This window comes from Marinobacter gelidimuriae (assembly GCF_000372805.1).
In the GTDB taxonomy this organism is placed as follows: domain Bacteria; phylum Pseudomonadota; class Gammaproteobacteria; order Pseudomonadales; family Oleiphilaceae; genus Marinobacter; species Marinobacter gelidimuriae.
The window spans coordinates 1-26,127 of sequence record NZ_KB889878.1; the positions used below are offsets into that span (position 1 = coordinate 1).

Consider the following 26,127-nt stretch of genomic DNA (forward strand, 5'->3'; position numbering starts at 1 on the left):
TCGCGGCCTTCGGGTTCAATCACAATGGCACCGTAGGCGCCATCGGGCTCCTGAAAACCAGCGTGACTGTGATACCAGAAGGTGCCCGACTGAGTGATGGGAAACTTATAGGTGAAGGTCTCTCCGGGCTCGATACCCGGAAAGCTGATACCGGGCACGCCGTCCTGAGTAAAAGGCAGGATCATGCCATGCCAGTGAATGGACGTCATTTCATTCAGGTTGTTGGTCACGTTAATCGAGACCTCTTCGCCTTCCTTGAAGCGCATAACCGGCCCCGGAGAGGCACCGTTGTAACCAATGCCTTCTTTGACGAAGTCACCGGTATCAATTTGTACCCGGTCAACGCTCAGATTGTACTCGCCAGCCAAACCCACGACCGGCAGCAACAGGCCTAACGCCAACACTAGACGGCTTGCTTTCATATAAAACTCCGATTAATGCAGATAAAAACGGGCTCTGGCCAACCGAAGCAACTTGGCTGGCCATCACGAAGTGATTCTTGCTCAATGGTTACTGGGTATCAGCCTTGCTGTCCACAGGGCCTTCGAAAATCACCTCTCCATACATTCCGGATTGGTAATGTCCGGGAACATTGCAGGCGAACTCGATGTCGGCTTTGTCACTGAACTTCCACACCAATTCTTCGCTCTTACCCGGCTCAAGCAGAATGCTGTTGGGATCATCATGCTTCATGGACTGGCCGTCACCCATGTCCATGCTCATCATCTCTCGGTTGAGTTTGCCGCCTTGAATAACACCATGCTCGACCATCTTCATCATTTCTTTCTGATGGCCTTCATGCGTGGCCGGCGTACCGATATTGAACTCATGCACCAGACTACCCTTGTTCTCCACGACAAACCGCACGGTTTCCCCCGGCTCAACAGCGATCGATTCCGGCTCATAATAATTATCGTACATTTCTACGGTAATCGTCCGGCTTGCCTCGGACGCCTTCCCCGCTTCACCACTCTTGGCGCCCTGACCGTGCCCGTCTCCGTGAGCACCACCCGCAAAAGCGGCTGCTGAAACTGACATGGCTAATGCTGCGACTACGAACTTTGATACGCTCATCAAACTTTCTCCTGTGATATGTCATGGCGTGCGTTCAAAACCCACTGGGTTTATCCGGCAACGTGAGCATTCGGCTAAAACACTTGATACCATCGCTCATCAACCTGAATTCTTTCTGAAAATGCTGAAATATTTTTCGTTCAGGCTGAATTCAGGTTACTAGCGGACACTGCATCAGCCGGTTTGGCCTAAGGAAAGGAACAACAGATGAGATTACTGCTTGTAGAGGATGACCGTTTGTTGGCCGACGGGCTTGCCAGCCAACTTGAGAAGGCCGGCTTCAGTGTCGATGTCACCGGCACGGCCAAAGAAGCGATGCTTTTGGGCGTGCAGGAAGACTACCGGGCAGCGGTGTTGGATCTCGGACTGCCCGACGGGAATGGTTTGGACGTGTTACGAAAATGGCGCCGGGATAACGCAAACTTTGCGGTTTTAATTCTAACGGCGCGAGGCGACTGGCAAGACAAAGTCAGCGGCCTGAAAGCCGGCGCGGACGATTATCTCGCCAAACCCTTTCAGGCTGAGGAACTGATTGCCAGGCTGAATGCCATCGTGCGCCGCAGCGAAGGGCGCGTTCTCTCCTCAGTAAAAGTGGGACATTTTGAGCTTGACGAAAACCGGCAATGCCTGAAAATCGACGACGGTACAGAACACAGTTTGACCGGCACCGAGTTCCGGCTGCTCAGGTGTCTGATGAGTCACCCCGGGCACATTTTTTCCAAAGAACAACTCATGGAGCAGCTCTACAATCTTAATGAGAGCCCCAATGAAAACGTCATCGAAGCGTATATCCGGCGCCTGCGAAAATTAGTGGGCGCAGAGACCATCGCAACGCGTCGCGGTCAGGGGTACGTATTCAATGACGCTGTTTAAAAAGCCGGTTTCTGTAAAAGGTGCGCTTCTGCTCCTGCTGTTACCAGCCGGCGTTGGCCTGATGGCTATCGCATGGCTTGTACACGGGCTGCTTCTGGAAAGGATGTCCCGGGAGTTTGTCGAAAGCCGTCTGAAAGACGAAGTGGTCTTCCTGGAACACCACATTCGCCAAGCCGAAGGCCAAATAGACATGCTTCAGACCGGTGACTATTTTGAGGAGGTATTTCACCATGCCTTTGCTATCCAGTCCCCGTCTCAAACGGTCATCTCTCCGCAATCGTGGCACCCACTGCTAGGCCCGTTGCTGCAGTCTGGCGAACAGCAAGGTATCGAGGTACACAATGCGAAAGTACCCGACTTGCCTTCCGACATTCTCGCCTATCAAAAATCATTTTTTGTAAAAGACACCCCTATTACGGTCATCGTTTCAGAAGACATGGGAGCGCTGCAAAACAGCCAGGCAGAACTGCATGCGTGGACGGCAATCGTATCGATCTTGCTGATCTTTTTGCTGGTGGGAGTCATCTGGTTTGGCATTAACCTGTCAATGCGGCCCGTTGTCTCGCTTCAGGCCGCTCTCAAACGACTACAGAGCGGCGAAATATCGCGGATCGACGCAGACGCCCCGGAAGAGTTTCAACCATTGGTGCAACAGCTCAATCAACTCCTCGATTCCCTGGATCAACGGCTTGAGCGCTCCCGGGAAGCGCTGGCGAACCTGTCTCACAGCGTTAAAACGCCCATTGCGGCCGTTAGACAGGTTCTTGAGGATACCAGCCGGCCGCTGGATGAAAGCCTAAGGCATGAGATGGGATCACGCCTGAGCGATATTGACAGGCAATTAGAGGCGGAGATGCGGCGCAGTCGGTTTGCCGGGCCCCAGGTTGGTAAAAGTGCTTACCCCGTAAAGCAAGCCCGGGATCTTTTGTGGATGCTGGGCCGGCTTTACCCCGAAAAGTCGTTCGAACTGTCCACCTCACTCACCGAGGAATTTCGCTGGCCGATTGAGGAGCATGATCTGAACGAAATATTGGGAAATTTGCTCGATAATGCCGGCAAATGGTCTAAAGGATGCGTTGAACTCTCTTTAGAGCAGCGTAGTGGTTTAGCGCAGATTGTCGTCACAGATGATGGGTCTGGGGTATCAGAAAGTGATCAGGTGCACTTGGGTCAGAGAGGGCGACGTCTCGATGAACAAACTCCAGGGCATGGGCTTGGTCTTGCTATCGTTCGCGAAATAGTCGCTCGGTATGGAGGTGAGACCTGTTTTTCAAATGGGTCAAAAGGAGGCTTGAAAGTACTGATCGAAATCTCAATTTGATGCTTTTCTCCTGAATTCAGATAATAATCGCAGCACTTTGGCGTAACCGGGTAGAGGAAGGAGGGTCGTTGCCCACACCGTTAACCGGGAGGGGTCACCAGACTTGAGCTCAAATTCCACCTCATTCAGGGGCTGCCGGTGTTCTCTGGCAATAATGGAGCCCCGGTCCAGGGCACATTCGATGACCGCCTGGCCATCATTGAGCACAAAAACCCGACGTTCAAAGTTGGTCTCGAACACCGGCCCCAGCCAGGCAGTGTCAGTCAGTTTGATTTCCAGTTCTTCCGCCATAACATGTCAGTTATTGAGTCAATGATTTCATAGCATGTTAATCTGAAAAAAATAATTTTCAATCTCTATCAGAGCAACCTTCTGCCCACCAACGACGTCAGCATGTGTTCACCCCCGTCCGGCTTGGTCATCCTCACGGAAAGACGATATCAAGGACAATCATTCTGGCAATTAAGGATTTTTAGCACTTACGCTGACGGCATCATCTGCCACCTCCCCACCTTGAACCTCTCACCCTCCAGAAGGAGTGAAGTCAGGCTTCTCCGGGCAAAAAAAACCAGCCTCACCGAAAACCGGTGGGCTGGCTATTATCAAAACAACAACATGCTAATCAGCAGCTTCGCATCAGAACAGGTAGACACCGCCCAAACTCAGCTCGTTGTAGTCAGAATCATAAGTGCTGCCTTCCTCGTCAGTACGACGCAGACCTTCTACGTAGACGTACATGCTGTCCGACACATTGTGCATAGCCTGAATCGTCACGGCATCTGACTTTCGTTTGGCGCCATCCGCGCCCTTGACATCATCCTCTTCCATTTCATAGGAGAGCGTAAACCGGTTAGCGCCGAGCGTGTAGATACCCATAACGCCGACCAACTGCTCACCCAGGCCGGTTTCATCTGCAACGGTGAAAAATGACTCGAAGGAATCCACGGGATCGTATTCTGCAGCCGTTTGCCCGGTCTCATAGCCAAGTGCGAGATTTTGGTCACCCTTTTGGCCCGAGTAAAAGGTGTTAAAGGACAGGTTATCGTTCACCACCCAATCCACCCGGGCGCCGTAGGTGTTCTCATTGCTCGCGGCCGCGTCATTGGAATCCATCGCCACGGCAAAGGTCAGGTCTCCCATGACATATTTGGCGCCCAGCTGGAATGGATACTTTGAGTTTCCATCTGCCCGCTCGGCCTGACCGTCAACCTGGACCACTGCGTGCAGAGTCAGGCCACTGAAATTCGGCGATATATACTGAATCAGATCATCTTCGCCGGTGAGAAAGTTTGCGAACAAGTTCGCCTGTCCAATCTCGTAATACCAGTCGCCATAGTCGCCAATCAACACTTCATACTGGGAGTCGTCGGAACCGATCCAGACTTCACCAAAGTTACCACGGAGGCCAATGTATGCTTCGTCAACTTCTATTCCTTCATTTGCCTTTGCGTCACCGTACTGACCTTCCGTGGGGGAAAAACCCTCTAGTTCCAGCCGCCCGAATGCTTCGACACCCGGCATAATTTCGTGGGAATTCTGGATGCCCAACGTCGAATAACTAAAATCTGTCAACTGGCTATCGCTACCTCCAAAACCCTCATGATCCCGGTTTCGATAAATCATCTGTACGTTACCGTACACATCCGGCATGATATCCAGCCTCGCGGCCAACTCGGACGCCTTGTCACCAGAAGTGCCTTCAACATTTGCGCCTATTGCTGGCAGAGCGAACACAGCTGAAAGTAAACCTAACGTAATAGGGTTCTTTTTCATCATTTTTTCCTTTTTTGAGTTAACTCAGGTTTTAACGTCGAGATGAATCCCGATTTTCGGTACCGCTTGTCAGCTTGAGTGGACTAAATCATTCATAAACTCTACGTCACTTTCGTGACACACACTGACTGACGTTGTAACTCTCTACATATTGCTTATTGTCCGGTTTGACTCTCAATGAGTTAGCGAACGTTTTTCATGCTTCGCATTACATGCCCTTTTTAATGCACCAACCAATATTTTGCAAATTCTTAATGTGCATTTATCGGCTTTTTTAGCGATTTCTTTGCATATTTAATAATCAAAAACTCAATCTTCACAATTTTTCGGCTATTTATGCCGCCTTCGACTGCAGTAAAAATGTGACAGGGCCATCGTTTGTAAACTGGGGAACAACCAGCAGGCTGCCACCAAGACTTTTCAGACTCAGATTCATGCGGCCTTGCTGATCGGGAAAAATACGGTAATTGACAGTTCGTCGGCACAGGTCTTTTGCCTGCTGCGGCGTGTCAGACTGCTCAATTCCCAGCAACAATAGAACACCGCGGCCAATACTCGCGATGGTATTGCCGTCGACAGTGACCTTGGCTTCTGTCACACGCTGGAGCAGTGCTTTCATTCGAAATCCCCGTAGGTGGGAGTCGACCGTTTATTACCAACCGGCAAGAGTTTATCCATGCTGGCTCAGGATGGCAACCCCACGGGGGCCGGTACCTGACTTTGTCATTTTTTTGTGGGTTTTCTTGTCAGCTCGCCCGCTCAACTTTTGTGGCTAGGTTTTCCACCGCACGCATTAGGGCGTCTACAATAGCGGGCTCTGACGCGCTGTGGCCGGCATCGCGAATAATCTGCAAATCCGCTTGTGGCCAGGCGCGGCTAAGAGCCAGCGCGTTGTCTAGCGGGCATACCATGTCGTAGCGGCCATGCACAATGACCGCAGGGATGTTTGCCAGTTTGTGGGCATCGCGCACGATTTGATCGGGTTCAAGAAACGACTGATTCATAAAGTAGTGACATTCGATACGTGCCAAGGCGATCGCCACGTGGGGGTGGCCAAAGTGTTCGACCACGTCTGGATTGGGGTGCAAGGTGGCGCAGCGCCCTTCCCAAATAGACCAGGCCTTTGCGGCCTGAATCTGTTCCAGCTCATTGCGACTGGTCAGGCGCTTGTAGTAGGCCGACACCATATCGCCACGCTCGTGTTCTGGAATCTGCGCCAGGTAATCTTCCCAGTAGTCAGGGAACACCCGGCTGGCGCCGTTTTGGTAGAACCAGTGAATATCTTCGGGCCGGCACAGGAAAATGCCCCGCAACACCATGCCCGTTACCCGCTGCGGATGGGCCTGCGCGTACACCAGGCTTAAGGTGGAGCCCCAGCTGCCACCGAACAGCAGCCACTGGTCAATACCCAAAAACTCACGCAGGGTTTCTATATCCGCTATCAAACGGTCGGTACTGTTGCTGGCAAGCTCCGCCAGCGGCGTTGAGCGCCCTGCGCCGCGCTGGTCCATCAGAATAATGCGGAACCGTTCGGCATCAAAAAAACGCCGGTGGTAATCCTCGCAACCTGCACCGGGGCCGCCGTGTATAAACAGCACCGGTATGCCCTCAGGGTTACCACTTTCTTCAACGTAAAGTTGATGGGGCTCTTCAACCGCCAGCCGGTGTGTGGCGTAGGGCTTTATATCGGGGAACAAGGTGCGCATGGCGGCTCCACAGTCATAGGAATGATAACGGTAGTGTAGCGAAGTTACCGCACAGCGGGGGCACGATTGATGAACGGCACGCCAAAAAAACCGGCCGCTGTTTCCAGCGGCCGGTTTTTTTCTACGCTGCCAGTGTTACTTCTTGCCGGCGCGCTTACGATCGTTTTCGGTCAGGTGCTTCTTGCGCAAACGGATCGACTTGGGCGTTACTTCCACCAGCTCGTCGTCGTCAATAAACTCCAACGCCTGCTCCAGGGTGTGCTTGATGGGCGGAACCAAAGGAATCACTTCGTCTTTGCCAGACGCGCGCATGTTATCCAGCTTCTTACCCTTGGTCGGGTTAATCACCAGATCGTTGTCGCGGCTGTGAGTACCACACAACTGGCCTTCATAAATGGCCTGGCCCGGGTCAAGGAACAGCTTGCCGCGGCTTTGCAGGGTTTCCAGCGAATACGTCAGCGCTGTGCCTGTGGCCATGGAAACCAATACGCCGTTCTGGCGACTGGTCACATCACCGGCCTTGACCGGGCCGTAATGGCTGAAGGTTGAGGTCAGAATACCGGTACCGGATGTCATGGTCAGGAAGCCGTTACGGAAGCCAATCAAGCCACGGGCCGGAATGGTGTATTCCAGGCGCATGCGGCCTTTACCATCGGGAACCATGTTGGTGAGCTCGCCCCTGCGCAATCCAAACTGCTCCATCAAAGGGCCTTGGTGCTGCTCTTCAATGTCAATGATGACATTTTCATAGGGCTCGTGCTTTACGCCATCCACTACCTTGATGACCACTTCCGGGCGGCCTACGGCCAGCTCGAAGTTTTCCCGACGCATGTTTTCAATCAACACCGACAGGTGCAGCTCGCCACGGCCAGAGACCTTGAACTTGTCCATGGTGTCGCCGTCTTCAACCCGCAGCGCTACGTTGTACAGCAGCTCTTTTTCAAGGCGGTCTTTGATGTTACGGCTGGTCACGAACTTGCCTTCTCTACCGCAGAAGGGCGAATCGTTGACCTGGAACGTCATGGATACGGTGGGCTCGTCAACCGTCAGCGGCGGCAAGGCCTCTACATTATTGATGTCGCACAGAGTGTCGGAGATGTGAATCTGGTCCAAACCGCTGATACAGATAATATCGCCAGCCTGGGCTTCGTTCACTTCAACCCGATGCAGGCCGGAGTGGCCCATGATTTTCAGAATACGGCCCTGACGCTTTTTGCCGTCGGCGCCGATGGCAATCACCGGTGTGTTGGTTTTTATCTTGCCGCGGGCAATTCGGCCAATGCCGATAACGCCCAGAAAGCTGCTGTAGTCCAGCTGCGAGATCTGCATCTGGAAGGGGCCTTCCCTATCCACTGAAGGCGCTGGTACGTGGTCAACGATGGCCTGGAATACCGGATCCATGTTGTCGACCAGGTTTTCATGCTCCAAACCGGAAAAACCGTTAAGCGCACTGGCGTAAACAATCGGGAAATCCAGCTGCTCATCGGTAGCGCCCAGACTGTCAAACAGGTCAAATACCTGCTCTACAACCCAGTCCGGGCGGGCGCCCGGGCGGTCAATTTTGTTGACGATGACAATCGGACGCAAACCCGCAGCAAAGGCTTTCTGGGTTACAAAGCGGGTTTGCGGCATGGGGCCGTCGATGGAATCTACCACCAGCAGCACGCAATCGACCATGCTCATTACACGTTCCACTTCGCCGCCAAAATCGGCGTGCCCCGGGGTGTCTACGATGTTAATGTCGTAGCCGTTCCATTTCAGCGCGGTGTTTTTGGCCAGAATGGTGATGCCACGTTCTTTTTCCTGATCGTTGGAATCCATAACGCGCTCGCTTTCGAGCTCTTTACGGTCCAGGGTGCCAGAAAGGCGCAGCAGTTTGTCGACCAGCGTGGTTTTACCATGGTCAACGTGGGCAATAATGGCGATATTACGAAGCTTCTCAATCACAACTTTAGTCCTGCGGCATGCTTACAATGACCTGAGAGGGCGTTAAGAAGGCTGGGCCTCACCCGGGCCGTCTCAAATCTATAAAATGAACCCATTCGCTGGCACTGGGCGTGGCCAGGCTCCGGCACAAGGTAATCGCCAGAGCAATGAGGGTCGCGCATTATAGCGAAAAGTCGGTTTCGATAATATGCGCGTGAATGTTTATTTCTTAAACAGTTTGCGCACCAATGTTGGGCGAAAAACCGAAAGCCGCACCAATATGATGCAAGGGCGCCCATTTACAGGCACTGGGTAGCGCTTACACTCTGCGCGCCAACCCGCCATTGTGTAGGGTTCAGGCCCATCAGCCTAGCCACATTGAAACTGGCAAGCTGTTTGCTTGGCATTGTGCAAAGGCCGAAACAGAGCCCGTGACAAGGCAAATAGCGGCGGCCTAAAAGGCAGGTAACTCACACAGGCATTTGCTAAGCTGCGCAAATCCTGAATTAGATTGGCTTTCATATCCCCCAACGGAGCATGCAGATGTCCAAAACCATTGATCTGATCACCCAGCACGATGCGAAGTGGATCGACTTGCGCTTTACCGATACCCATGGCAAAGAACACCACGTCACCATGCCGGCCACCGAAGCGTCTGAAGACTTTTTCATCGACGGCAAAATGTTCGATGGTTCTTCGATTGCTGGCTGGAAAGGCATTAACGAATCCGACATGATTCTGATGCCGGATGACAGCAGCGCCGTGGTTGACCCCTTCACCGAAGAATCCACCGTTAACATCAGCTGCGACATTGTGGAACCCACCACCATGCAAGGCTACGAGCGCGACCCTCGTTCAGTCGCACGCCGGACCGAGGAATATCTGAAGTCTACCGGCATTGCAGACAGCGCTTTGTTTGGCCCTGAGCCCGAGTTTTTTGTGTTTGATTCGGTCAAATGGAAGACCGATATGCAGGGCTCTATGTACGAAATTCACTCCGAAGAGGCCGCCTGGTCGTCCGGCAACGATTTTGATGGCAATAACACTGGCCATCGCCCACGGGTAAAAGGCGGCTACTTCCCGGTGCCTCCGGTAGACAGCCTGCACGATTTGCGCGGTGCCATGTGCGGCGCTATGGCGTCTATGGGCCTGGTCATTGAAGTGCACCACCACGAAGTGGGCACCGCTGGCCAGTGTGAAATTGGTGTTGGCCCGGCTACCCTGACCCGAAAAGCCGATGAAGTGCAGATTTTGAAATACTGTGTGCACAACGTGGCCCATGCCTACGGCAAAACCGCGACCTTTATGCCCAAGCCCGTTGTGGGTGATAACGGCTCGGGCATGCACGTGCACATGTCGTTGAGCAAAGATGGCAAGAACCTGTTTGCCGGCGACAGCTATGCGGGCCTGAGCGAGATGGCACTGCATTACGTTGGCGGCATCATCAAGCACGCCAAAGCGATCAATGCGTTCACCAACCCCGCCACCAACAGCTACAAGCGCTTGGTGCCGCATTACGAAGCCCCGGTGATGCTGGCCTATTCTGCTCGCAACCGCTCGGCTTCTATCCGGATTCCCTACGTGAACAGCCCGAAGGCGCGCCGCGTTGAAGTGCGCTTCCCAGACCCGGCGGCTAACCCTTACCTGGCATTTTCAGCGCTGATGATGGCTGGCCTGGACGGCATCCAGAACAAAATTCATCCTGGCGACGCCATGGACAAAGATCTTTACGATCTGCCAAAAGAAGAAGCGCTGAACATCCCGAAAGTGGCCGAGACCCTGCAGGAAGCGCTGCAGTGCCTGGAAGCCGACCACGAGTTTCTGACCCGCGGCGGTGTATTCACTGAAGATATGATTCGCGCTTACATTGACCTTAAGCGTGCCGACGTAGAGCGTATGAACATGACCACTCACCCGGTTGAATTCGAACTTTACTACTCCTGCTAAGGACCAGGGACAGACCGGGGACAGACCGGGGACAGACCGGGGACAAATCGGGGACAGATTTGAAATCTGTCCCCACAACCCCAAACTGGGGACAGGCCGGGGACAGATTTCAAATCTGTCCCCGCACAAAGCCCCCCCTTGGCAACACCACAAAAAAACCGGAGCGGCTGCCCACCAGCCCCTCCGGTTTTTTTGTGTCTGCGATTTTTTATGTCTGCATGGCCATCGAGCGGCGTTGAAATTAAGCGCCCGGGCGCTGATAATCAAGCTCAACTACGGTATCGAGGAAAGCGTATGAAACCGGCTATTATACTTGCTGCTGCAACCCTGTTATTGATCAACGGAGCGGCGCAGGCCGAGGTGTATCGCCAGGTAGACGCTCAAGGCAATGTGACCTTTTCTGACCAGCCCTCTTCGGGTGCCGAAGCCATACAGGTAAGGCCGGTAACCACCATTACGCTGCCGAAAATGCAGGATTTGGAACAGCTTGAGCAACCGCAGCAGGAACAGCCGCCAAGCCCTCTTTATGAGCTGGTGAGGTTTGTTTACCCGCGAAATAACGAGGCGTTTAACAGCGGCAATGGCGACGTAGAGTTCAGCGTAATCAGCAGCCCGCAACTGCGCGATGGGCACAAGTACGAAGTCACCCTGGACAGCCAGCCCGTTGGCCAAAGCACGTCAGGCACCATTTTGGTGCAGCAGATTGACCGTGGCACCCATCAGGCCGGCGTCAACATCGTGAACCGCAGTGGTATTCAGGTTGGCTCGGGCACTGGCATTACCTTCACCATCCACCGCCCTTCCCGCCTGAACTGAGCGTTCGCCCCGGTGTGATTAGCGCTGATGGCTCTTAGCCTGGCCCGGTTCTTGCTTTTTTAGACCCAGGCCGTCTGCCAAAACCAGACCCACTCAAATACAGCGAACCCGCTTGTTATGTCTAACGCTTCAAACCCGGTGACCGGTTACCCACACATTGTTGACAGCCTGAGTACCGCGCTGCTGGTGATGGACCGCAATCTGCTTATTCGCTATATGAACCCGGCCGCTGAAAATCTGCTGGCGGTGAGCGCAACCCGCAGCCATGGCATGGCTTTCAGCGCTATTGTGCTGGTTGCCGGCGACACCGAACGCCGGCTGAAAGCAGCAGCGGATCACGGGCGGTCTTTCAGCCAGCATGAAGCTGAGTACATGTTGATGAACGGTGCGCGCATGATCGTGGATTACACGGTAACGCCGATTAACTCGGAAGGTGATTTGCTGCTGGAAATCTGGCGCCGCGACCAGCTGCTGCGCATTAACCGTGAAGAAGACATACTGTCGCAGCAGGAAACCAATCGGGTGCTGGTGCGCGGTATGGCGCACGAAATCAAAAATCCCCTGGGCGGTATACGCGGCGCCGCGCAACTGCTGGACCGCGAGTTGAAGAGCGCCGAACTGCGCGAATACACCCAGGTGATCATCGACGAAGCCGATAGGCTGCGTAGCCTGGTTGACCGCATGTTGGGGCCCAACAAAGCGCCCAGACTCATCCGCACCAACGTCCACGAGGTTCTGGAACGGGTGCGCGCGCTGTTAGAGGCCGAAAGCCACGGCAAACTGACGTTCAAGCGGGATTACGACCCCAGCCTGCCGGAGTTCTGCGCTGACCGAGAACAGCTGATTCAGGCATTTTTGAACATTGCCCGCAACGCGATGGAAGCTTGCCTGGAGAGCCCTGACGGTCCTGGCAACTCTGATAGCCTTAACAGCCTTCAAAGCAATGGCAACCCTTCGAGCAATACCAGCGAGCCGGCCACCATAACCTTCCGCACCCGTGCCCTGCGCCAGTTCACCATAGGCCCGGTCCGTCACCGTTTGGTGTGCCGGGTAGACGTTATCGACAACGGCCCGGGCATCAGCCCACAGCTGCAACAGAATATTTTTTACCCGATGATCAGCGGGCGCGCCAGCGGTAATGGCCTCGGGCTGGCCATTACCCAGAGCATTATTGGCCGCCACCATGGACTGGTGGAATGCAACAGCGAGCCCGGACACACCAACTTTGTTATTTATCTGCCCCTCGAGGAGTGCACATGAGTACGTCGACAGTGGCCTGGATTATTGATGACGATCGCAGCATCCGCTGGGTACTGGACCGAGCGCTGACCCAGGCCGGGCTTCGCACCCGCAGCTTCGACAACGGTGACAACATCATGCGCCAGCTCGAGCACGAGCAGCCCGACGTCATCATCAGCGACATTCGCATGCCGGGCATAGACGGCCTGAGCCTGTTGGCGCGCATTACCGAGAGCCACCCCGGCCTGCCGGTGATTATCATGACCGCCCATTCTGACCTGGAAAGCGCCGTGAGCAGCTACCAGACAGGCGCGTTTGATTACCTGCCAAAACCGTTTGACCTGGACGACGCCGTGGCCCTGGTTCGGCGCGCCGCCGGCCACAGCCGCGAACGTCGCGCAAAAACCGACAGCGTTCATGACAAAACAGCGGTCAGCGCCGAAATTATTGGCGAAGCACCGGCCATGCAAGAGGTGTTTCGCGCCATAGGCCGACTGTCGCACTCTAATATTACTGTGCTGATTAACGGCGAAAGCGGCACAGGCAAAGAGCTGGTGGCACAGGCCCTGCACAACCATAGCCCCTGCACCGGACAGCCGTTTATCGCGCTAAATATGGCCGCGATTCCAAAAGACCTGGTGGAGTCAGAACTGTTCGGCCACGAGAAAGGCGCGTTCACCGGTGCTGCATCTACGCGCCAGGGGCGCTTCGAGCAAGCCGACGGCGGCACCCTGTTTCTGGACGAAATTGGTGACATGCCCGCAGACAGCCAGACCCGCCTGCTGCGAGTATTGGCAGACGGCGAATTCTACCGAGTGGGTGGTACCACATCGGTCAAGGTGGAGGTGCGCATTATTGCCGCCACTCATCAAAACCTGGAAACCCTGGTGCAGGCCGGCAGCTTTCGCGAAGACCTGTTCCACCGCCTGAACGTGATACGCATACACTTGCCGCGGCTGACCGAGCGCCGCGAAGACATACCGCAACTGCTGAACTATTTTCTCAAACGTGCGGCAAAAGAGCTGAATGTAGACGCCAAGCTGCTGCGCCCGGACGCCGAGGCTTACTTGTCTACCCTGCCCTGGCCCGGCAATGTGCGCCAGCTGGAAAACACCTGCCGCTGGTTAACGGTGATGGCCAGCGGCCGTGAAGTTCACGTGGACGATCTGCCGCCAGAGCTGCGCCAGCAGGCTGCCAGCAGCGCCACCGGCAAAACCTGGCAGGAGGCCCTTGGCCTTTGGGCGGAACAGGAGTTCAAGCGCGGCCGCAGTGACCTGCTGACCGGCGCGCTGCCGGAGTTTGAAAAAATCATGATCACCGCAGCCCTGCACCACACCGCAGGCCGCCGCCGTGACGCCTCCTTGTTACTGGGCTGGGGCCGCAACACTTTAACCCGCAAAATTAATGAACTGGAGCTGAATTCGGCGGATTCACCGGACGTTGGTCTTGGGGACAGATTTTAAATCTGTCCCCGTCTGTTCCTTGTTCCTGTCCCTTTCCCTGGGGACGGATTTGAAATCCGTCCCCGCCTTACTTTGATCCTTGTCCTTGGGGACAGATTTGAAATCTGTCCCCGGCCTTGCTCTCAGCCCCTCAACCGCCCATTGCGATATACATAAGGCCTCGCACACCACCTTCGCCAATGCACCCGTGGTTTTCGGCCATGCAACGTTCAACGCGGGCGATACTTTCCGGCGTTTTGCCAGGCCGGCAAACGGTACCATCAGCGGATTACGGTCAGAGAATAGGTGGTAGGGCAACTCGGCTGGCGTTAACCTATGCAGCCACTCCGTCACATTTGCATTAGCCTGGGCGCTCACGGCGGCGGCCGTTTGAGCGGGTCAATCGCTACGCTGGCGCAATACGTCGCAAAACAGAACGCTGCGCTGTAGCGCGTCCGTCGCGTATTCACGTGTAGAGGCTAAACCCAACATTGATTCGACCTGATGATAGGTTCTCATTAGCTTACTCCTGAACACATTAGCCATTTGGTGTTTTGCCCTTACCCGATAATTAACAGAAGGACTTAGCCCCTCAGTTGGTGAAAACTTCGCGCCAGTAGATGATGCGGTCGTTGCCGCGGTAGACGCCAAAGGTGGCCCAGGCGTAGGGATCAACCCGGGTGTTGGGGTTGTCTGCGTCCCAGTAGTCTTTTAGCCAGTCATTGCCGGTGTCCAATGTGATCTTTATGCCGCGTTTATCAGGTTTTCCCATCTTGCTCGCGCCAGGAGGTGTCAATCTGATCCGATAATCCTTATCTTCGGATTCGTCCACCCGAGGCTGACCTCCGTCTAGCCTTAAATCCGACTGTTCAATATCAACGACATTGATTCCGTCACCTTTCCCGAACGTTGATTCACCAAAATCAAGAGTGACGTCTTCTTTCAAGTTATAAGTCCAGCAGTTCTCATTTGAATTTATTACAAACCCCGAGTCTTTGTTTTTGAAGTATTCAACTCTCATAGGAACGGGTAGTTCACTGGTTTCAGGGCCGTAGGCGTTTTCCATAAAAAGACGGCCGTAGTAAATGTCACCATCGGAGTGAGGTTTTATATCTAAAGGCGCCTCTAAATTTTCCGGCTGTACATCCGAATCTTCAATGCTGATAACCTTGAAGGTAAGGTCAGGCTTAAACGGACCTACTTGGGCTTTTTCTGATTTGACGTACCAAATGGTGTCGTCATCAGAGAAGTGGTAGAAGATGTCATCCCCACTTACCCGGTCTTCCCCGTCCTGATTAACAATAACGCCCGTTTCAAGGACAAATTTGAGAGGATAGGCCCCACCATCCGCCAGAGTGGCCGAGGTGTCGCTCTTAGGGCTGTTTTTATCCACTCCAACGTGGCTTGGCTTTAACCGCATAAATTTGCCATAACGGTAATTCTGCGTTTCAACGCCACCCACATTTCGCGGAATTATCTTAACCGTTGGCCCCACAGCCCAACCGGTTTCCTGGCCACTGTAGGTGAAACCATCCGAAGCACCGCAGGCCGATCCGATATCGCCAACATACTTTTCTTGTGCAGTGAAATGATGCGGGGTGAAGCGGCCAACGTGCGTAACTTCATCACCGGCTACATCGACGGTTCCCAAATAATTGCCGCTCAAGAGCGATGGCATAATGCTGATAATACCCACCTCGGGCCACTGAAACTGACCGCATGCCGTGCCTCCGGAGGTCGCATTGCCGCTGCAATCTTCACCGAACGCACCAAATGTACCGGCTAACGGCGGTGAATCGCCGTCGGCAGGGGCCACCAGCGCTGTCTTCAGCTGGACAGATTCCGCCGGAGTTTCCCGACCAAAATTAGGGGTTACATCACCAAGGTTATTGATTGACGATACCCGAACTTCAAAATTCGCACCGGCAGCCACAAAAACATTGTCATCCTGCACAGAGGTTGCTTCAGGATTCCTCGGTATGGTGGCCAGCTCGAAATGGTCAGGGCGAGCCACAAACGTACCTTCGCCGAGCATCACCAGCTTCGCGTCTTCGTCTTCGTCTTCGTCTTCGTCTTCGTCAGTACCTTCATACCTGGCCTTCAACACAACACGGCCCACATCTTTGTACTGAATCGGAAAACTGGCGGCGCCTGAGTCATCAAAATCCAGCGTCAGGCTATAGCCGTTTAGCAAATCGCCGCCGCTTTCAACCGCTAGCGTTCCTGTTGCCGGGTTCTGGTATTCAGTGGTGAACTCGATATTTTTTTCACCCGTAAACGCTGGCACACACTGGCCAGGGTCTTCTTCGCCGGTTTTCACAGCCAGGATAGACGCCTCAATCTCCTTGCCGGAGATATGATTATCAATCTCCAAAAAGAAGCCGGATTCAGCAAAAACCAGGTCACAACTGACGTTACTGCCATCAAAACAGACCGTTGGGTTCGCTGCGGCTATGGATGCATTTGCTAGCAATAAAGTGGCTAGTTCAGCAAATCTATAAGGAATGCTGGCGGTACCTAAACCGGTAAAACTGATAGTAGCAGTGACCGAACCGGAATCCCCCTCTGCTGTAACATCCAGCGTTACGGCTTCATCACTGAGCGTGCAAGAACCGTCATATTCATTGGTACAGGCTTTAATGGTGACCGTCTCGGGGTTACAGGTGAGGCCCTGGCCGTCATGAATTATTTGATAATGATCGACCGCAGGTGTTACCGAGGCGCAGGCGGGTGACACGGGTAACTCAGCAACCGACACATTCGTGTCGTTAGTCGAGCTGCTGCCACTTAGGGTGATAGCCGCAGACGACGTTACACTGCCACCGACGTGTGAGTCCGTTAACGTTAGGGAGCCGGTGTTAGTGGCGACGTAGCCGCCTACCTCGACGCCTGTGAGTATCAAAACCCCTGCACCGGATATATCTACATTACCACCGAAGAATGAGTTGGTGGCCGTTACGGCACCGGCGCCCGTGGCGACGTTACCGCCGACTTGGACGCCTGTTAGCGTCACGACACCCGCACCCGTGGGGCTGATATTGCCTCCGACCTTGCTGCCACTACCAATTGTAATGGCGCCGGCAACGGTGCTAACATCCCCGCCTATATGTATATTGGTGGTTAGCGTGACGACACCGGCCCCCGTGCTGATAACATTGCCGCACGTCGAACTGTGATCCCCAATGGTGATGCCGCCTGCGACGGTGCTGATGCCACCGTCAACGGTTATATCCTCCAGTAGTACAACAACACCGGCTTCGGTGACAATATCACCGCCAATCGTACTTCTATCCCCAATGTTGATGCCGCCTGCGATGGTGCTGATGCCACCGCCAACGGTTATATCCTCCAGTAGTACAACAACACCGGCTTCGGTGACAATATCACCGCCAATCTTACTTCTATCCCCAATGTTGATACCACCGGCAACGGTACTGATGCCACCACTAACGGTTATATCCTCCAGTAGTGTGACAACACCGGCGTGGGTGGCAATATCACCACCGATAGTATTCGAACCATTGACATTGACTGCGCCTTCAATCGTGTGAATAAAACCACCCACAGTGCTATTCACAGCGAGGGTCACGACGCCCGTGGTGGTACTCGCTGTGAGATTGCCGCGAACCGTACTTCCAGCCCCCATGTTAATGGCGGCGGTGCCCGTCACGTGGGCGTTTAAAATGGTGTCAGCACCCAATGTGAGTGCGGCCTGAGTGATAAGATTCAAGTCAGAGGTAGCGCCCGCTGCATTAATCTCATTGCTCGGAGCTGTTGTGAAGGCACCCGTGAAAGTAACAGTGACCGGACGGGCCGGCGTGGCTGGTGTACCCGGTGTACCCGTGACCGGCGTGACCGTGATGGTGTCTCCATCGACGAGAGTGAGCGCACCGCAGGTGTAGGCATCAGTGCTTGATGCATCGAGGCTACAGCCAGTAGGCAAGCCTCTTCCATCTATGGAAAAGTTGTAGGCAGTCGCCGCCTGCGCGGGCATCCCAGCCAGCAGCAACAGCGCAACTAAAGGTAACAGCAGCCAACGAATGGCCGTGGTGTTTGGCAAAATGCCATCACGCTGTATGGTTTTAGGTTGTTTCATTTTTAAATACCCGCTGCTAGCTGCTAAAGGATGAAATTGGTAATTTGGAACCATTTAACGCGTTTTTTAAGCTGGGAACTCAATAAATACGGCTTCGCTTGGCAGGAGTATCAATTTGATACATACGATGCTGATGTGTTCTTACTTGAACAATTTTAAATAGCGAAACGCTCCCATAATAAAAATAATAACTAACATGCTACATGAAACCGCATATAAAAAGTGAATTTTATTAATGCCACCTGAACAAACTCATAAAAAACGTCTGTGATTGCTGATAATCAAGACGCTTTCTGTGGGCAAGCCATGTCGGCCGAGATTCATTGCGGAATATTAAAACGTGTCAATATATTGAGAATTCCGCGACTAAGAGGATCAGTGCGGTTTTTGCAGTTTTACGTAAAGGACTAGCGCTTTTTGGTAAGAACAAGGGAGGAGGTCGGGTTTATTTTAATATCTGACGCGCTGAGTTTCATGTAATCATTAGCGCTACCTTGACTATCCTCATAATAGTTTCGGGTAATATTCCCTTGTGCATTGCGGGCTGTAATTTCCAATATCGGCTTGAGTAATGAGTATGAAATGGCACCCTTAGTCGCGCCGTCCATTTCACCGCTATAGGCGAAACTCGCACCAGATGTCGCTTTAAAACTACCAGAATCTACTACTTTTTGCGTAAAGTGATCAGGGGTAAAGCGACCAATATCAATCGCCGTAGCCGAAATAACAGAGTTATCATCGCCATAATTGCTGTCTTGAACATCTACATTAAGCAAACCTACTTCTGAATAGTGCGCAGTATTAGTAGACACTCCCGAAAGAAAGTTGCTAAGCGTAGGATCCAGCGTTTTAAATTTTGGTCGATCCAACTCGAGTGGCTCCGACTCGAGTGCACTCATTATACTGCCACCGCTACCGTAAGTTAACGTACCATCCACACCATGAGTGGTAGGACCGCTGCGAGTGAGCTTAAGCTGGATGTTTCCAGGTGAATAGTTCGACGTGATCTCGCCAAGGCTATTGTAGGCGCTGATGCTTAAATCAAAATCTTTACCTGCTTTATGGGTAGGTTTATGGGTGCGGTTGGCTGAGCTGTGCAATCAACCGCGCCAATTGTGCTATTTGCACCTAATGTGACAGCCCCGGTAGTGGCATACAGACCACCACAAGCACCATCAATACCTTTTAGTGTGGTGTTTGCTCCGGTTGTGATATACGTCTCCGCAAAAAAGGTACCGATCAGATCCGAGTTTGCACCTGCGGATGTGTAGGTCCCGGCATTCCAGGTAATCGTGCTGTTAGGAGTTACGTTCTCTAGTACCATTTCCGTGCTCGCACCAAAGACAATGTAGGTATCGCTATTGATAACCCAATGGCCTTCCTCGCCTTTGCCATCAAACGTGAGGGTTATGCCCGCAGTCGTCGTTAGAGCCGTTGTATGATAGTCGCCAGCTTCGAGCGTTGTGCTTTCGGTCATCGACGTAAGGCGTTGATTTGCCGCAAAGGTAAGCCCGACCAGGAGCATGGATGTCAAAAACAGCGAGATTCTCATCGCAACCTGATCTCGACGGTTCTTCGGGCTTCTTCAGGTGTGTCGATGCCGCAGACACCCAGGCTTTTAACAGTAACAACCCCACTATCAGGCGTGCACTTATTGCTTGAAACCAAGACTTTGGCGGTGCAATTTGCCAGCCCCTCCACAGCAAAAGGAACTTCAATAAACTCAGGAGGTTTTTCAGGACAGGCTACCGGGTCCGCCGGCATCATGCCGGCTATGACCACCTGTGCCCCACTTTCCGCCGCAAAAAAAGCTCGCTGGGACTGAATTTGCAGGCTGATGGCTTTGCCGGAGCTTTCCTGCAGCTGGCTCATGCCCAGCACCATCAGCGACAGCACCGTGACGATGAATATGGCGATGGGCAGGCCGGCGCCGGCTTGTTGTTTGTAGCTGTTTTCAGGGTACATTGCGGATTTGTACCTCTTGGCTGACGCGGGTTCTTTCATCACTGTTCGGGGCTACCAACTCAAAAGCAAAATCGACCAGTGCAGATCTTTGCAATGAAGCTGGTCTGACATTGAACCGGAGACTGTCAGGCCAAAGGTTTGCGCTCATCACTCCCGATTCTTCACTCGATAAATCTCTGAATGATGGCTGAGTGGTAGCAGGATAAGCACTGAATCGAACGAGCCGCTTTGATACTCCGTTCTGTTTCTGGCAAATACTGATCGGCTGGCCAATCGCGTAAATGCGTTTCTGGGGTGAGCGCTGGGTGAAGCGGTGACCTGATGACAACGTTACTTTGCCGTCGTTAATCGAAATAACTTTTGGAGACACGGGCCCCGGGTCACTGTCATAGTTATACAACTCGTTTTTGGGAACGCCATATCCATAAACAACCAACCGAGCCTCTTGATCATCATCATTGATTGCCTCGCGAGCGTCATCTGAAAAAGATGTTATAGAGAAAGTTGTCTTTTCCTCGTCGAAAGGCAATGACTCGTAAGTTGTGCCGCCCAAAATCGGCAACCACTCCAAGCAGCCCAGTGGCTCTGCTCTAACAGATAAAGGAAAGGCTTCCCGAATTTCGCGGGTTATCTGCTCACTGATAACCACACCCTGTAAAGCTCGTTGTTGACGATCACCCAAATCAATCGCACCTCGAACAGACAGGCTTACAAACTGCGTTGAAATAGTGGCAACTATGCCTAGAAGCACGATCACCATCACCAATTCTACCAGAGTGAAACCACGCTGCCGGAGCATCAGAAGTTTCCCCTATAGGCGCTGAATAGGTATTTCTGGCCGGTGGGATCGGTGATGGTAATTCTGATTTGCTTAACGTCTTTCGGTTCAAGCTCAAGATCCTTAAAGGCAGCATCATTGCCAGCACAATCCACAATCTCGTATCCGGCAACAAACCCTTGAGACTTATAAGGGTTTTCTATGCTGGGCTGGCGATGCAGGTCATCACAGATAACAACATCAACATTAACCACGCCGCCACCAAGAGGAGTTTCCAGGTCGTAATAGACAGATACCAGCTCATCGTAATAAAGCTGGGCCAGAGCCACTGCCCGGACTTGATTCAGCGGGTCAGCGCTGCGGCCGACAATCAGGGAAAAAGCACCCACCACACCGGCGATGGCCACACTGATGATCACGATGGTCATGACCAATTCGATCAGGGTGGTGCCTTTTTGGCGCGGACAGTGTGTGTGGTTTCTAACCATCACAATTTCCTAATGGAGGGAGTTGATACACGGCACCCAATGAACTCACACAAAAAATGAAACTAGTGTTGTCACCTGAAACAGTAATTGCTCTGTTCACTCGGTCCGTTAGAGCGCCCAAGTTACTGAAATATATTCTTCCGGAAGGATTAACACTGACAGTAAAATCACTTCGATCAAGGGAAAAGTTTTGAAGTGTAATGAAGTCGCTGTCGCTCTCACTCTCCTTATATTGAGCTTTGAATGATATATCACCTGCATCATCTACAAGAACGGAAGATTCCAGTTTGCCCGCCAGCGCTGCCTGCTGAGCAAGCAGCGTGGCTGAGGCAAGTTGCTGGGTAGCCAGCAAAGGAGAGAAGGCGGAGCTTCTGGTGAACAGCCCGATGCCAAGCGCAGACAATACGCCGATCAGGATGATGACCATGACCAGTTCGACAAGGGTGAACCCCGATGACATCGGGGCGATTTGTATTGTCATGCCCCTCTCCCCCTATTCCCGGCCACCCATGAAACGTAAAATCGTAGGTCGGGTTAGCAAAGCGTAACCCGACACCAGGTGAGACCGGCGATCAGATTTGTCGGATTACGCTTTCGCTAATCCGACCTACCAGACTCACAACCAATCTTTAACAGCCGCTCACAGTCCCATCAGCGGTAGAACCAGTTGTCTCATCGTAGGTGAAATTACAATTATCACGCGCTGTTGCACCATCCAAAACAGAAATCGTACCTGTTGTGCCATCTCGTGTGACATCAAAGTCGTCTGATATCTGGGCTGCAACTCCAATGCCTCCATCACCTCCTTTCGGATAGCCTTCATCGGACATGTTCACGCCGGAGCCTTCGAGCGTTATTGTTACAGAACCAGCGGGGCTGCCATCGGCCAACCACTTGGAGTGAGCAATGGCAGCTGCTGAGTTCACTGCCCCCTTCGCACCAGCTAGCGTCGACAGCCTGGCATCACCCCCCAAATCCGCAAACCGCGGCAAAGCAAACGCCGCCAGAACGCCCAGAATGACAATTACCATGACCAATTCGATCAGGGTGAAGCCTTTTTCTTTTCTTGATGCCATTGCATTCACAGCAATGCTCCTTAATAATTCGTTTTGGTTTTTTTCAGTTAATCACTGTTGCGATTTCGCCGGTATCGGCGTTATAACCAATGGTGCTGCCCAGTCCGTCCATCTGGTACGTAAAGACACAGTCTCCACCCGAAGTCGTCACAGCGTAATCTGCCTCTGCGCCCGTGATTTTGGGTGCGTTTGACTGCAAAACACCGGCCCAGACCTCCTCGCAGCGAGTCGCGGTCATATTGGTATCGCTACTGCCACTCGTTGCGGTAGGCCGGCCATCTGCACTGACATCAACATCGCCATTACCGAATCCCTTTAAATCTGTTGTTGCCACCGTAAATCCCTTGGAGACCCACTGAACCTTGGTTAGCGCCACACCGGCCGCCAAAGCACCCGCTGTCGCCCGGACACTGGACCGATGCGCTTGCTCTGAAAGCTGCGCGAATTTTGGCAATGCAAAAGCGGCGAGGATGGCCAGAATGGTTATCACCACCACCAGTTCAATCAGGGTAAAGCCCTGCTGTTTTTTCATTTCGTTGTCTTGTCCCATAAATTAGCTTCTTTTCCGCTTTACGCGCTGCCTTACCCTCTTCCCATGGCAGCGCCTCCCAGATCCCATATAGGCAGAAACACACCCAATGCCAGAATCAGAACCAGCACGCCCATGGCCACAATCAGTATCGGTTCGATCGATTCCGCCAGCCGCTTGAGGCTGTAATCCACGTCTTCATCGTAAAAGTCTGCCACGTTAACCAGCATGTCGTCTACGGCGCCGGTTTCTTCGCCAACGGCAATCATCTGCAGAATCAGCGGCGTGAACATGTCGCTTTGGCGGGCTGCGCGCAACAGGCTTTCGCCACGTTCAATACTGGCCCGCATCTCTTTCAGGTGTTTGGATATCCAGGCATTGTCTGTGGCGCCTGACACCACGGTGAGCGCAATGGTCACGGGCATACCCGCCGACAGCATACTGGCGAAGTTGCGGGCGAATCGGCTCAGGGTGATGAGTTCCAGCAGCGGGCCGATAATGGGCATCTTCAGTTTGTACCGGTCCCAGATTAGCTCGCCTTGCTTTGTCTGCTTCCACCGGCGTATTAACACCGTGGCTGCGGCAATGCTAAACAACATGATGTACCAGTAGCTCAGAAGAAAATTAGAGGTGCCTACCAGCACTTGGGTAAGAAACGGCAGGTCTGCGCCCAGTTTACTGAACACAGAGGCAAACTTTGGGATTACCAAAAAGTTTACCACCATTAAAGCCCCAAGTAATGCAATCATTACAAATGTGGGATAACGCATTGCCTGTGTGAGGCGGCGCTTGGTGTCGCGCTCCAGCTCCAGAATGCTAGACAGGCGTTTGAAGGCGTCATCCAGTTGTCCGGTATTCTCGCCCACGTGAATCATGGCGATAAACAATTCGGAAAACACCTTCGGATGGGCCTGCATGGAGGTGGCCATGGTGGAGCCCCCTTCCAGCCGGTCGGTCACGTCGTTCAGCACGTCACTGAACACCTCAGAGCGGGAGGTATCCGCCAGGCCGCGCAGGGTTTGTATCAGCGGGATGCCGGCCTTGGTGAGCGCGTGCATCTGGCGGCAGAATACGATCAGCTCGTCCAGGGTGACTTTTTTGCGAAAAATGGGCAGGTTGTTTAGCTGCGCAATCAGGGATTCGCTCTGCTCCTGTTCGCGAATAGACAAAGGCGTAATATCCCGTCGCATAAGCTCGGACGCCGCAGCTTCTGGGCTCGGCGCTGACAGATCGCCCTGGTGCACGCCCCCGCTGCTGTCCTTACCCCGGTAACTGAACTGCATCAGGTGCCGCCCCCACTTTGCCCATCAGCCTGCACGGGTGTGTCGCGAGCGGGCGAAAGCAAAGGCGCTTCCTCCAGGGAGATGTCGCCCTCGGAGGTCGCGGCTACTTTGGCCACTTCTTCCAGGGTGGTAATGCCTTGCAGGGCAAAGTCCATGGCACACAGGCCAAGCGGGCGGTACAGGCGGCTTTTGCGGGCTTCGCGGGTAAATCCGGACAGGTCTTTGCGCCGCAGGGCATCCAGCATGTTTTCATTCATTTCCAGCATTTCGTACACACCCAGCCGCCCAAAGTAGCCGCTGTTGCCACATTGATAGCAACCGCGACCCTGAACAAAGCCCCCCTCCAAATCCAGTGGGGCCAGATCAAACTGGCTCAGCCAGACTTTTTCCTGACCGGTAGGCTGATAAGGCTCGCGGCAAGTCCCACACACCTTACGTACCAGGCGCTGGGCTACCACGCCCAGAAGCGAGCTGGCCACCAGGAAGGGTTCCACGCCCATGTCGATCAGGCGCATGGCACTGCTGATGGAATCGTTGGTGTGCAGGGTAGAAAGCACCAGGTGGCCGGTCATGGCCGCGCGCAGGCCGATTTCCGCGGTTTCGTGGTCGCGCATTTCGCCTATCAAAATGATGTCCGGGTCTTGACGCAGGGCCGAGCGCAGCACGTTGGCGAATTCAAGGCCGATTTTCGGATTGACCTGTACCTGGGTGATACGCGGCAGTCGGTATTCCACCGGATCTTCCGCGGTGATGATCTTCACTTCCGGGCGGTTCAGTTCCGTCAGCGCGCCATACAGAGTGGTGGTTTTACCACTGCCCGTGGGGCCGGTGACCAGAATCATGCCGTGGGGCTTTTTGATCAGGCGGCGGAAATTTTCGAGCAGCGCTGGCGGCATGCCGGTATTGTCCAGGTTGAGTATGCCCTGACTCTGGTCCAGCAAACGCATAACCACAGATTCGCCGAACTGACCGGGCATGGTGGACACCCGCACGTCAATACTGCGGCCCTTGACCCGAACGTTGAAACGGCCGTCTTGGGGAATTCGTTTCTCGGAAATGTTCAGTCCGGCCATCAATTTCAGGCGCAGCACCAAGGCGGAGTTCACCCGCTTCTCCTTCATTACCTGTTCCTGCAGCACGCCATCTATGCGCTGGCGGATGCGCACCACCGCCTCATCAGGCTCGATATGAATATCGGAACTGCGAGCCTGTATCGCGTCCTCAAACAGGGTTTGTAGCAACTTGACCACCGGCGCCTCAGCGCTTTCGGATTCAGCACTGAGACCGGCCAGATCGAAGGCATCGTTGCCCAGTTCGTCGTCCAAATCTTCTGCCAGCGAGGCTATCTCGGCGGTGCGGCGGTAAATCAGGTCGAGGGTATTCAGCAATTCGCTTTCCCGCACAACGGCCTGCTTGACCGGCTGTTTGAGCACCCGTACCAGCTCGTCGTAGGCAAAAATATCCAGCGGGTCCGCCATGCCCACCAGAAGTTCACCCCTTTTTTCGGACAGCACAATGCTGCGGAAACGGCGGGCCAGGGCTTCTGGCAGTTTCTTGACCAGATCGTTGTTGAACTGGAAATGGCGCAGCTGCACAAAGGGCACGTCCAACTGACGCGAAAGGATGTTGAGGAGGTTGTCTTCTTCAACATAACCCAGGTCTATCAAGGTATGACCCAGCTTCTTCCCTGTGTCCTCCTGCTCACTCAGTGCGGTCGTCAACTGTTGCTCGGTGATGACGTCGTTCTGAAACAACAGGTCACCTATACGGATTTTTTTCTTTGCTTCAGCCATGA

General features: G+C 53.5%; 23 protein-coding genes and 1 pseudogene. 6 read left to right on the forward strand and 18 right to left on the reverse strand.

Annotated elements, in window-relative coordinates; translation table 11 throughout:
• A partial coding sequence (locus A3OI_RS19580; RefSeq protein WP_040474970.1) for a multicopper oxidase domain-containing protein occupies positions 1-422 on the reverse strand: 422 nt, incomplete at its 3' end.
• Positions 423-510: 88 nt separating this feature from the next.
• A complete protein-coding gene (locus A3OI_RS0107615; protein WP_018403700.1) occupies positions 511-1,074 on the reverse strand; it encodes a cupredoxin domain-containing protein in 564 nt (187 codons plus the stop codon).
• 207 nt (positions 1,075-1,281) lie between these two features.
• Here A3OI_RS0107615 and A3OI_RS0107620 point away from each other — a divergent pair, with 207 nt between their 5' ends.
• Positions 1,282-1,947, forward strand: a complete 666-nt coding sequence (locus tag A3OI_RS0107620; protein ID WP_018403701.1) for a response regulator transcription factor — start codon at positions 1,282-1,284, stop codon at positions 1,945-1,947.
• Entirely contained in the window at positions 1,934-3,268 is a 1,335-nt protein-coding gene (locus tag A3OI_RS0107625; protein WP_018403702.1) for an ATP-binding protein, read from the forward strand. Before A3OI_RS0107620 ends, A3OI_RS0107625 begins: the two co-directional genes overlap by 14 nt.
• Here the strand turns inward: A3OI_RS0107625 and A3OI_RS0107630 are convergent.
• From A3OI_RS0107630 to typA, 5 genes and pseudogenes are all read right to left on the reverse strand, one after another.
• Positions 3,260-3,559, reverse strand: coding sequence for a CYTH domain-containing protein (locus A3OI_RS0107630; RefSeq protein WP_018403703.1), 300 nt, complete (start codon positions 3,557-3,559; stop codon positions 3,260-3,262). The genes A3OI_RS0107625 and A3OI_RS0107630 overlap by 9 nt on opposite strands.
• A 345-nt stretch (positions 3,560-3,904) precedes the next feature.
• Positions 3,905-5,044, reverse strand: coding sequence for a porin (locus A3OI_RS19585; RefSeq protein WP_081622896.1), 1,140 nt, complete (start codon positions 5,042-5,044; stop codon positions 3,905-3,907).
• Positions 5,045-5,420: 376 nt separating this feature from the next.
• Positions 5,421-5,660: pseudogene (locus tag A3OI_RS19590) on the reverse strand (D-aminoacyl-tRNA deacylase); the annotation flags it as partial.
• 127 nt (positions 5,661-5,787) lie between these two features.
• On the reverse strand, positions 5,788-6,747 hold the full coding sequence (pip, locus tag A3OI_RS0107645; protein WP_018403706.1) for a prolyl aminopeptidase: 960 nt from the start codon (positions 6,745-6,747) through the stop codon (positions 5,788-5,790).
• 135 nt (positions 6,748-6,882) lie between these two features.
• Entirely contained in the window at positions 6,883-8,694 is a 1,812-nt protein-coding gene (gene typA / locus A3OI_RS0107650; RefSeq protein ID WP_018403707.1) for a translational GTPase TypA, read from the reverse strand.
• 522 nt (positions 8,695-9,216) lie between these two features.
• Here typA and glnA point away from each other — a divergent pair.
• The 4 genes from glnA to glnG all read left to right on the forward strand — a co-directional run bounded on the left by glnA (position 9,217) and on the right by glnG (position 14,138).
• Positions 9,217-10,620, forward strand: coding sequence for a glutamate--ammonia ligase (gene glnA / locus A3OI_RS0107655; RefSeq protein WP_018403708.1), 1,404 nt, complete (start codon positions 9,217-9,219; stop codon positions 10,618-10,620).
• A gap of 294 nt (positions 10,621-10,914) precedes the next feature.
• Entirely contained in the window at positions 10,915-11,436 is a 522-nt protein-coding gene (locus A3OI_RS0107660; RefSeq protein ID WP_018403709.1) for a DUF4124 domain-containing protein, read from the forward strand.
• Between the two features lie 117 nt (positions 11,437-11,553).
• Positions 11,554-12,696 carry a nitrogen regulation protein NR(II) gene (gene glnL / locus A3OI_RS0107665; RefSeq protein ID WP_018403710.1) on the forward strand — a complete coding sequence of 381 codons (1,143 nt, stop codon included), beginning with the start codon at positions 11,554-11,556 and terminating at the stop codon, positions 12,694-12,696.
• Positions 12,693-14,138, forward strand: coding sequence for a nitrogen regulation protein NR(I) (gene glnG, locus A3OI_RS0107670; protein WP_018403711.1), 1,446 nt, complete (start codon positions 12,693-12,695; stop codon positions 14,136-14,138). The genes glnL and glnG overlap by 4 nt, the downstream gene beginning before the upstream one ends.
• 571 nt (positions 14,139-14,709) lie before the next feature.
• Here glnG and A3OI_RS0107685 read toward each other — a convergent pair.
• From A3OI_RS0107685 to A3OI_RS0107735, 11 genes are all read right to left on the reverse strand, one after another.
• A complete protein-coding gene (locus tag A3OI_RS0107685; RefSeq protein WP_018403714.1) occupies positions 14,710-18,213 on the reverse strand; it encodes a DUF6701 domain-containing protein in 3,504 nt (1,167 codons plus the stop codon).
• 407 nt (positions 18,214-18,620) lie between these two features.
• Positions 18,621-19,313, reverse strand: coding sequence for a DUF6701 domain-containing protein (locus A3OI_RS0107690; RefSeq protein ID WP_177313691.1), 693 nt, complete (start codon positions 19,311-19,313; stop codon positions 18,621-18,623).
• Positions 19,250-19,765 carry an ice-binding family protein gene (locus tag A3OI_RS0107695; protein WP_018403716.1) on the reverse strand — a complete coding sequence of 172 codons (516 nt, stop codon included), beginning with the start codon at positions 19,763-19,765 and terminating at the stop codon, positions 19,250-19,252. Before A3OI_RS0107695 ends, A3OI_RS0107690 begins: the two co-directional genes overlap by 64 nt.
• A complete protein-coding gene (locus A3OI_RS0107700; RefSeq protein ID WP_018403717.1) occupies positions 19,762-20,178 on the reverse strand; it encodes a pilus assembly PilX N-terminal domain-containing protein in 417 nt (138 codons plus the stop codon). Before A3OI_RS0107700 ends, A3OI_RS0107695 begins: the two co-directional genes overlap by 4 nt.
• A complete protein-coding gene (locus tag A3OI_RS0107705) occupies positions 20,168-20,977 on the reverse strand; it encodes a PulJ/GspJ family protein (RefSeq protein WP_018403718.1) in 810 nt (269 codons plus the stop codon). Before A3OI_RS0107705 ends, A3OI_RS0107700 begins: the two co-directional genes overlap by 11 nt.
• Positions 20,977-21,444, reverse strand: coding sequence for a type IV pilus modification PilV family protein (locus A3OI_RS0107710; RefSeq protein ID WP_018403719.1), 468 nt, complete (start codon positions 21,442-21,444; stop codon positions 20,977-20,979). The genes A3OI_RS0107705 and A3OI_RS0107710 overlap by 1 nt, the downstream gene beginning before the upstream one ends.
• Positions 21,437-21,925 carry a type IV pilin protein gene (locus A3OI_RS0107715; RefSeq protein ID WP_018403720.1) on the reverse strand — a complete coding sequence of 163 codons (489 nt, stop codon included), beginning with the start codon at positions 21,923-21,925 and terminating at the stop codon, positions 21,437-21,439. The genes A3OI_RS0107710 and A3OI_RS0107715 overlap by 8 nt, the downstream gene beginning before the upstream one ends.
• A 148-nt stretch (positions 21,926-22,073) precedes the next feature.
• Positions 22,074-22,520: a prepilin-type N-terminal cleavage/methylation domain-containing protein gene (locus A3OI_RS24425; RefSeq protein ID WP_040474973.1), complete on the reverse strand. Its 447-nt coding sequence runs from the start codon at positions 22,518-22,520 to the stop codon at positions 22,074-22,076.
• 43 nt (positions 22,521-22,563) lie between these two features.
• The gene (locus A3OI_RS0107725; RefSeq protein WP_018403722.1) at positions 22,564-23,070 is read right to left on the reverse strand and encodes a type II secretion system protein; all 507 of its coding nucleotides are present in this window, start codon (positions 23,068-23,070) and stop codon (positions 22,564-22,566) included.
• A 32-nt stretch (positions 23,071-23,102) separates the two neighbouring features.
• Positions 23,103-24,332, reverse strand: coding sequence for a type II secretion system F family protein (locus A3OI_RS0107730; protein WP_018403723.1), 1,230 nt, complete (start codon positions 24,330-24,332; stop codon positions 23,103-23,105).
• Positions 24,332-26,125, reverse strand: a complete 1,794-nt coding sequence (locus tag A3OI_RS0107735) for a GspE/PulE family protein (RefSeq protein ID WP_018403724.1) — start codon at positions 26,123-26,125, stop codon at positions 24,332-24,334. The genes A3OI_RS0107730 and A3OI_RS0107735 overlap by 1 nt, the downstream gene beginning before the upstream one ends.
• Between the last annotated feature and the right edge of the window lie 2 nt (positions 26,126-26,127).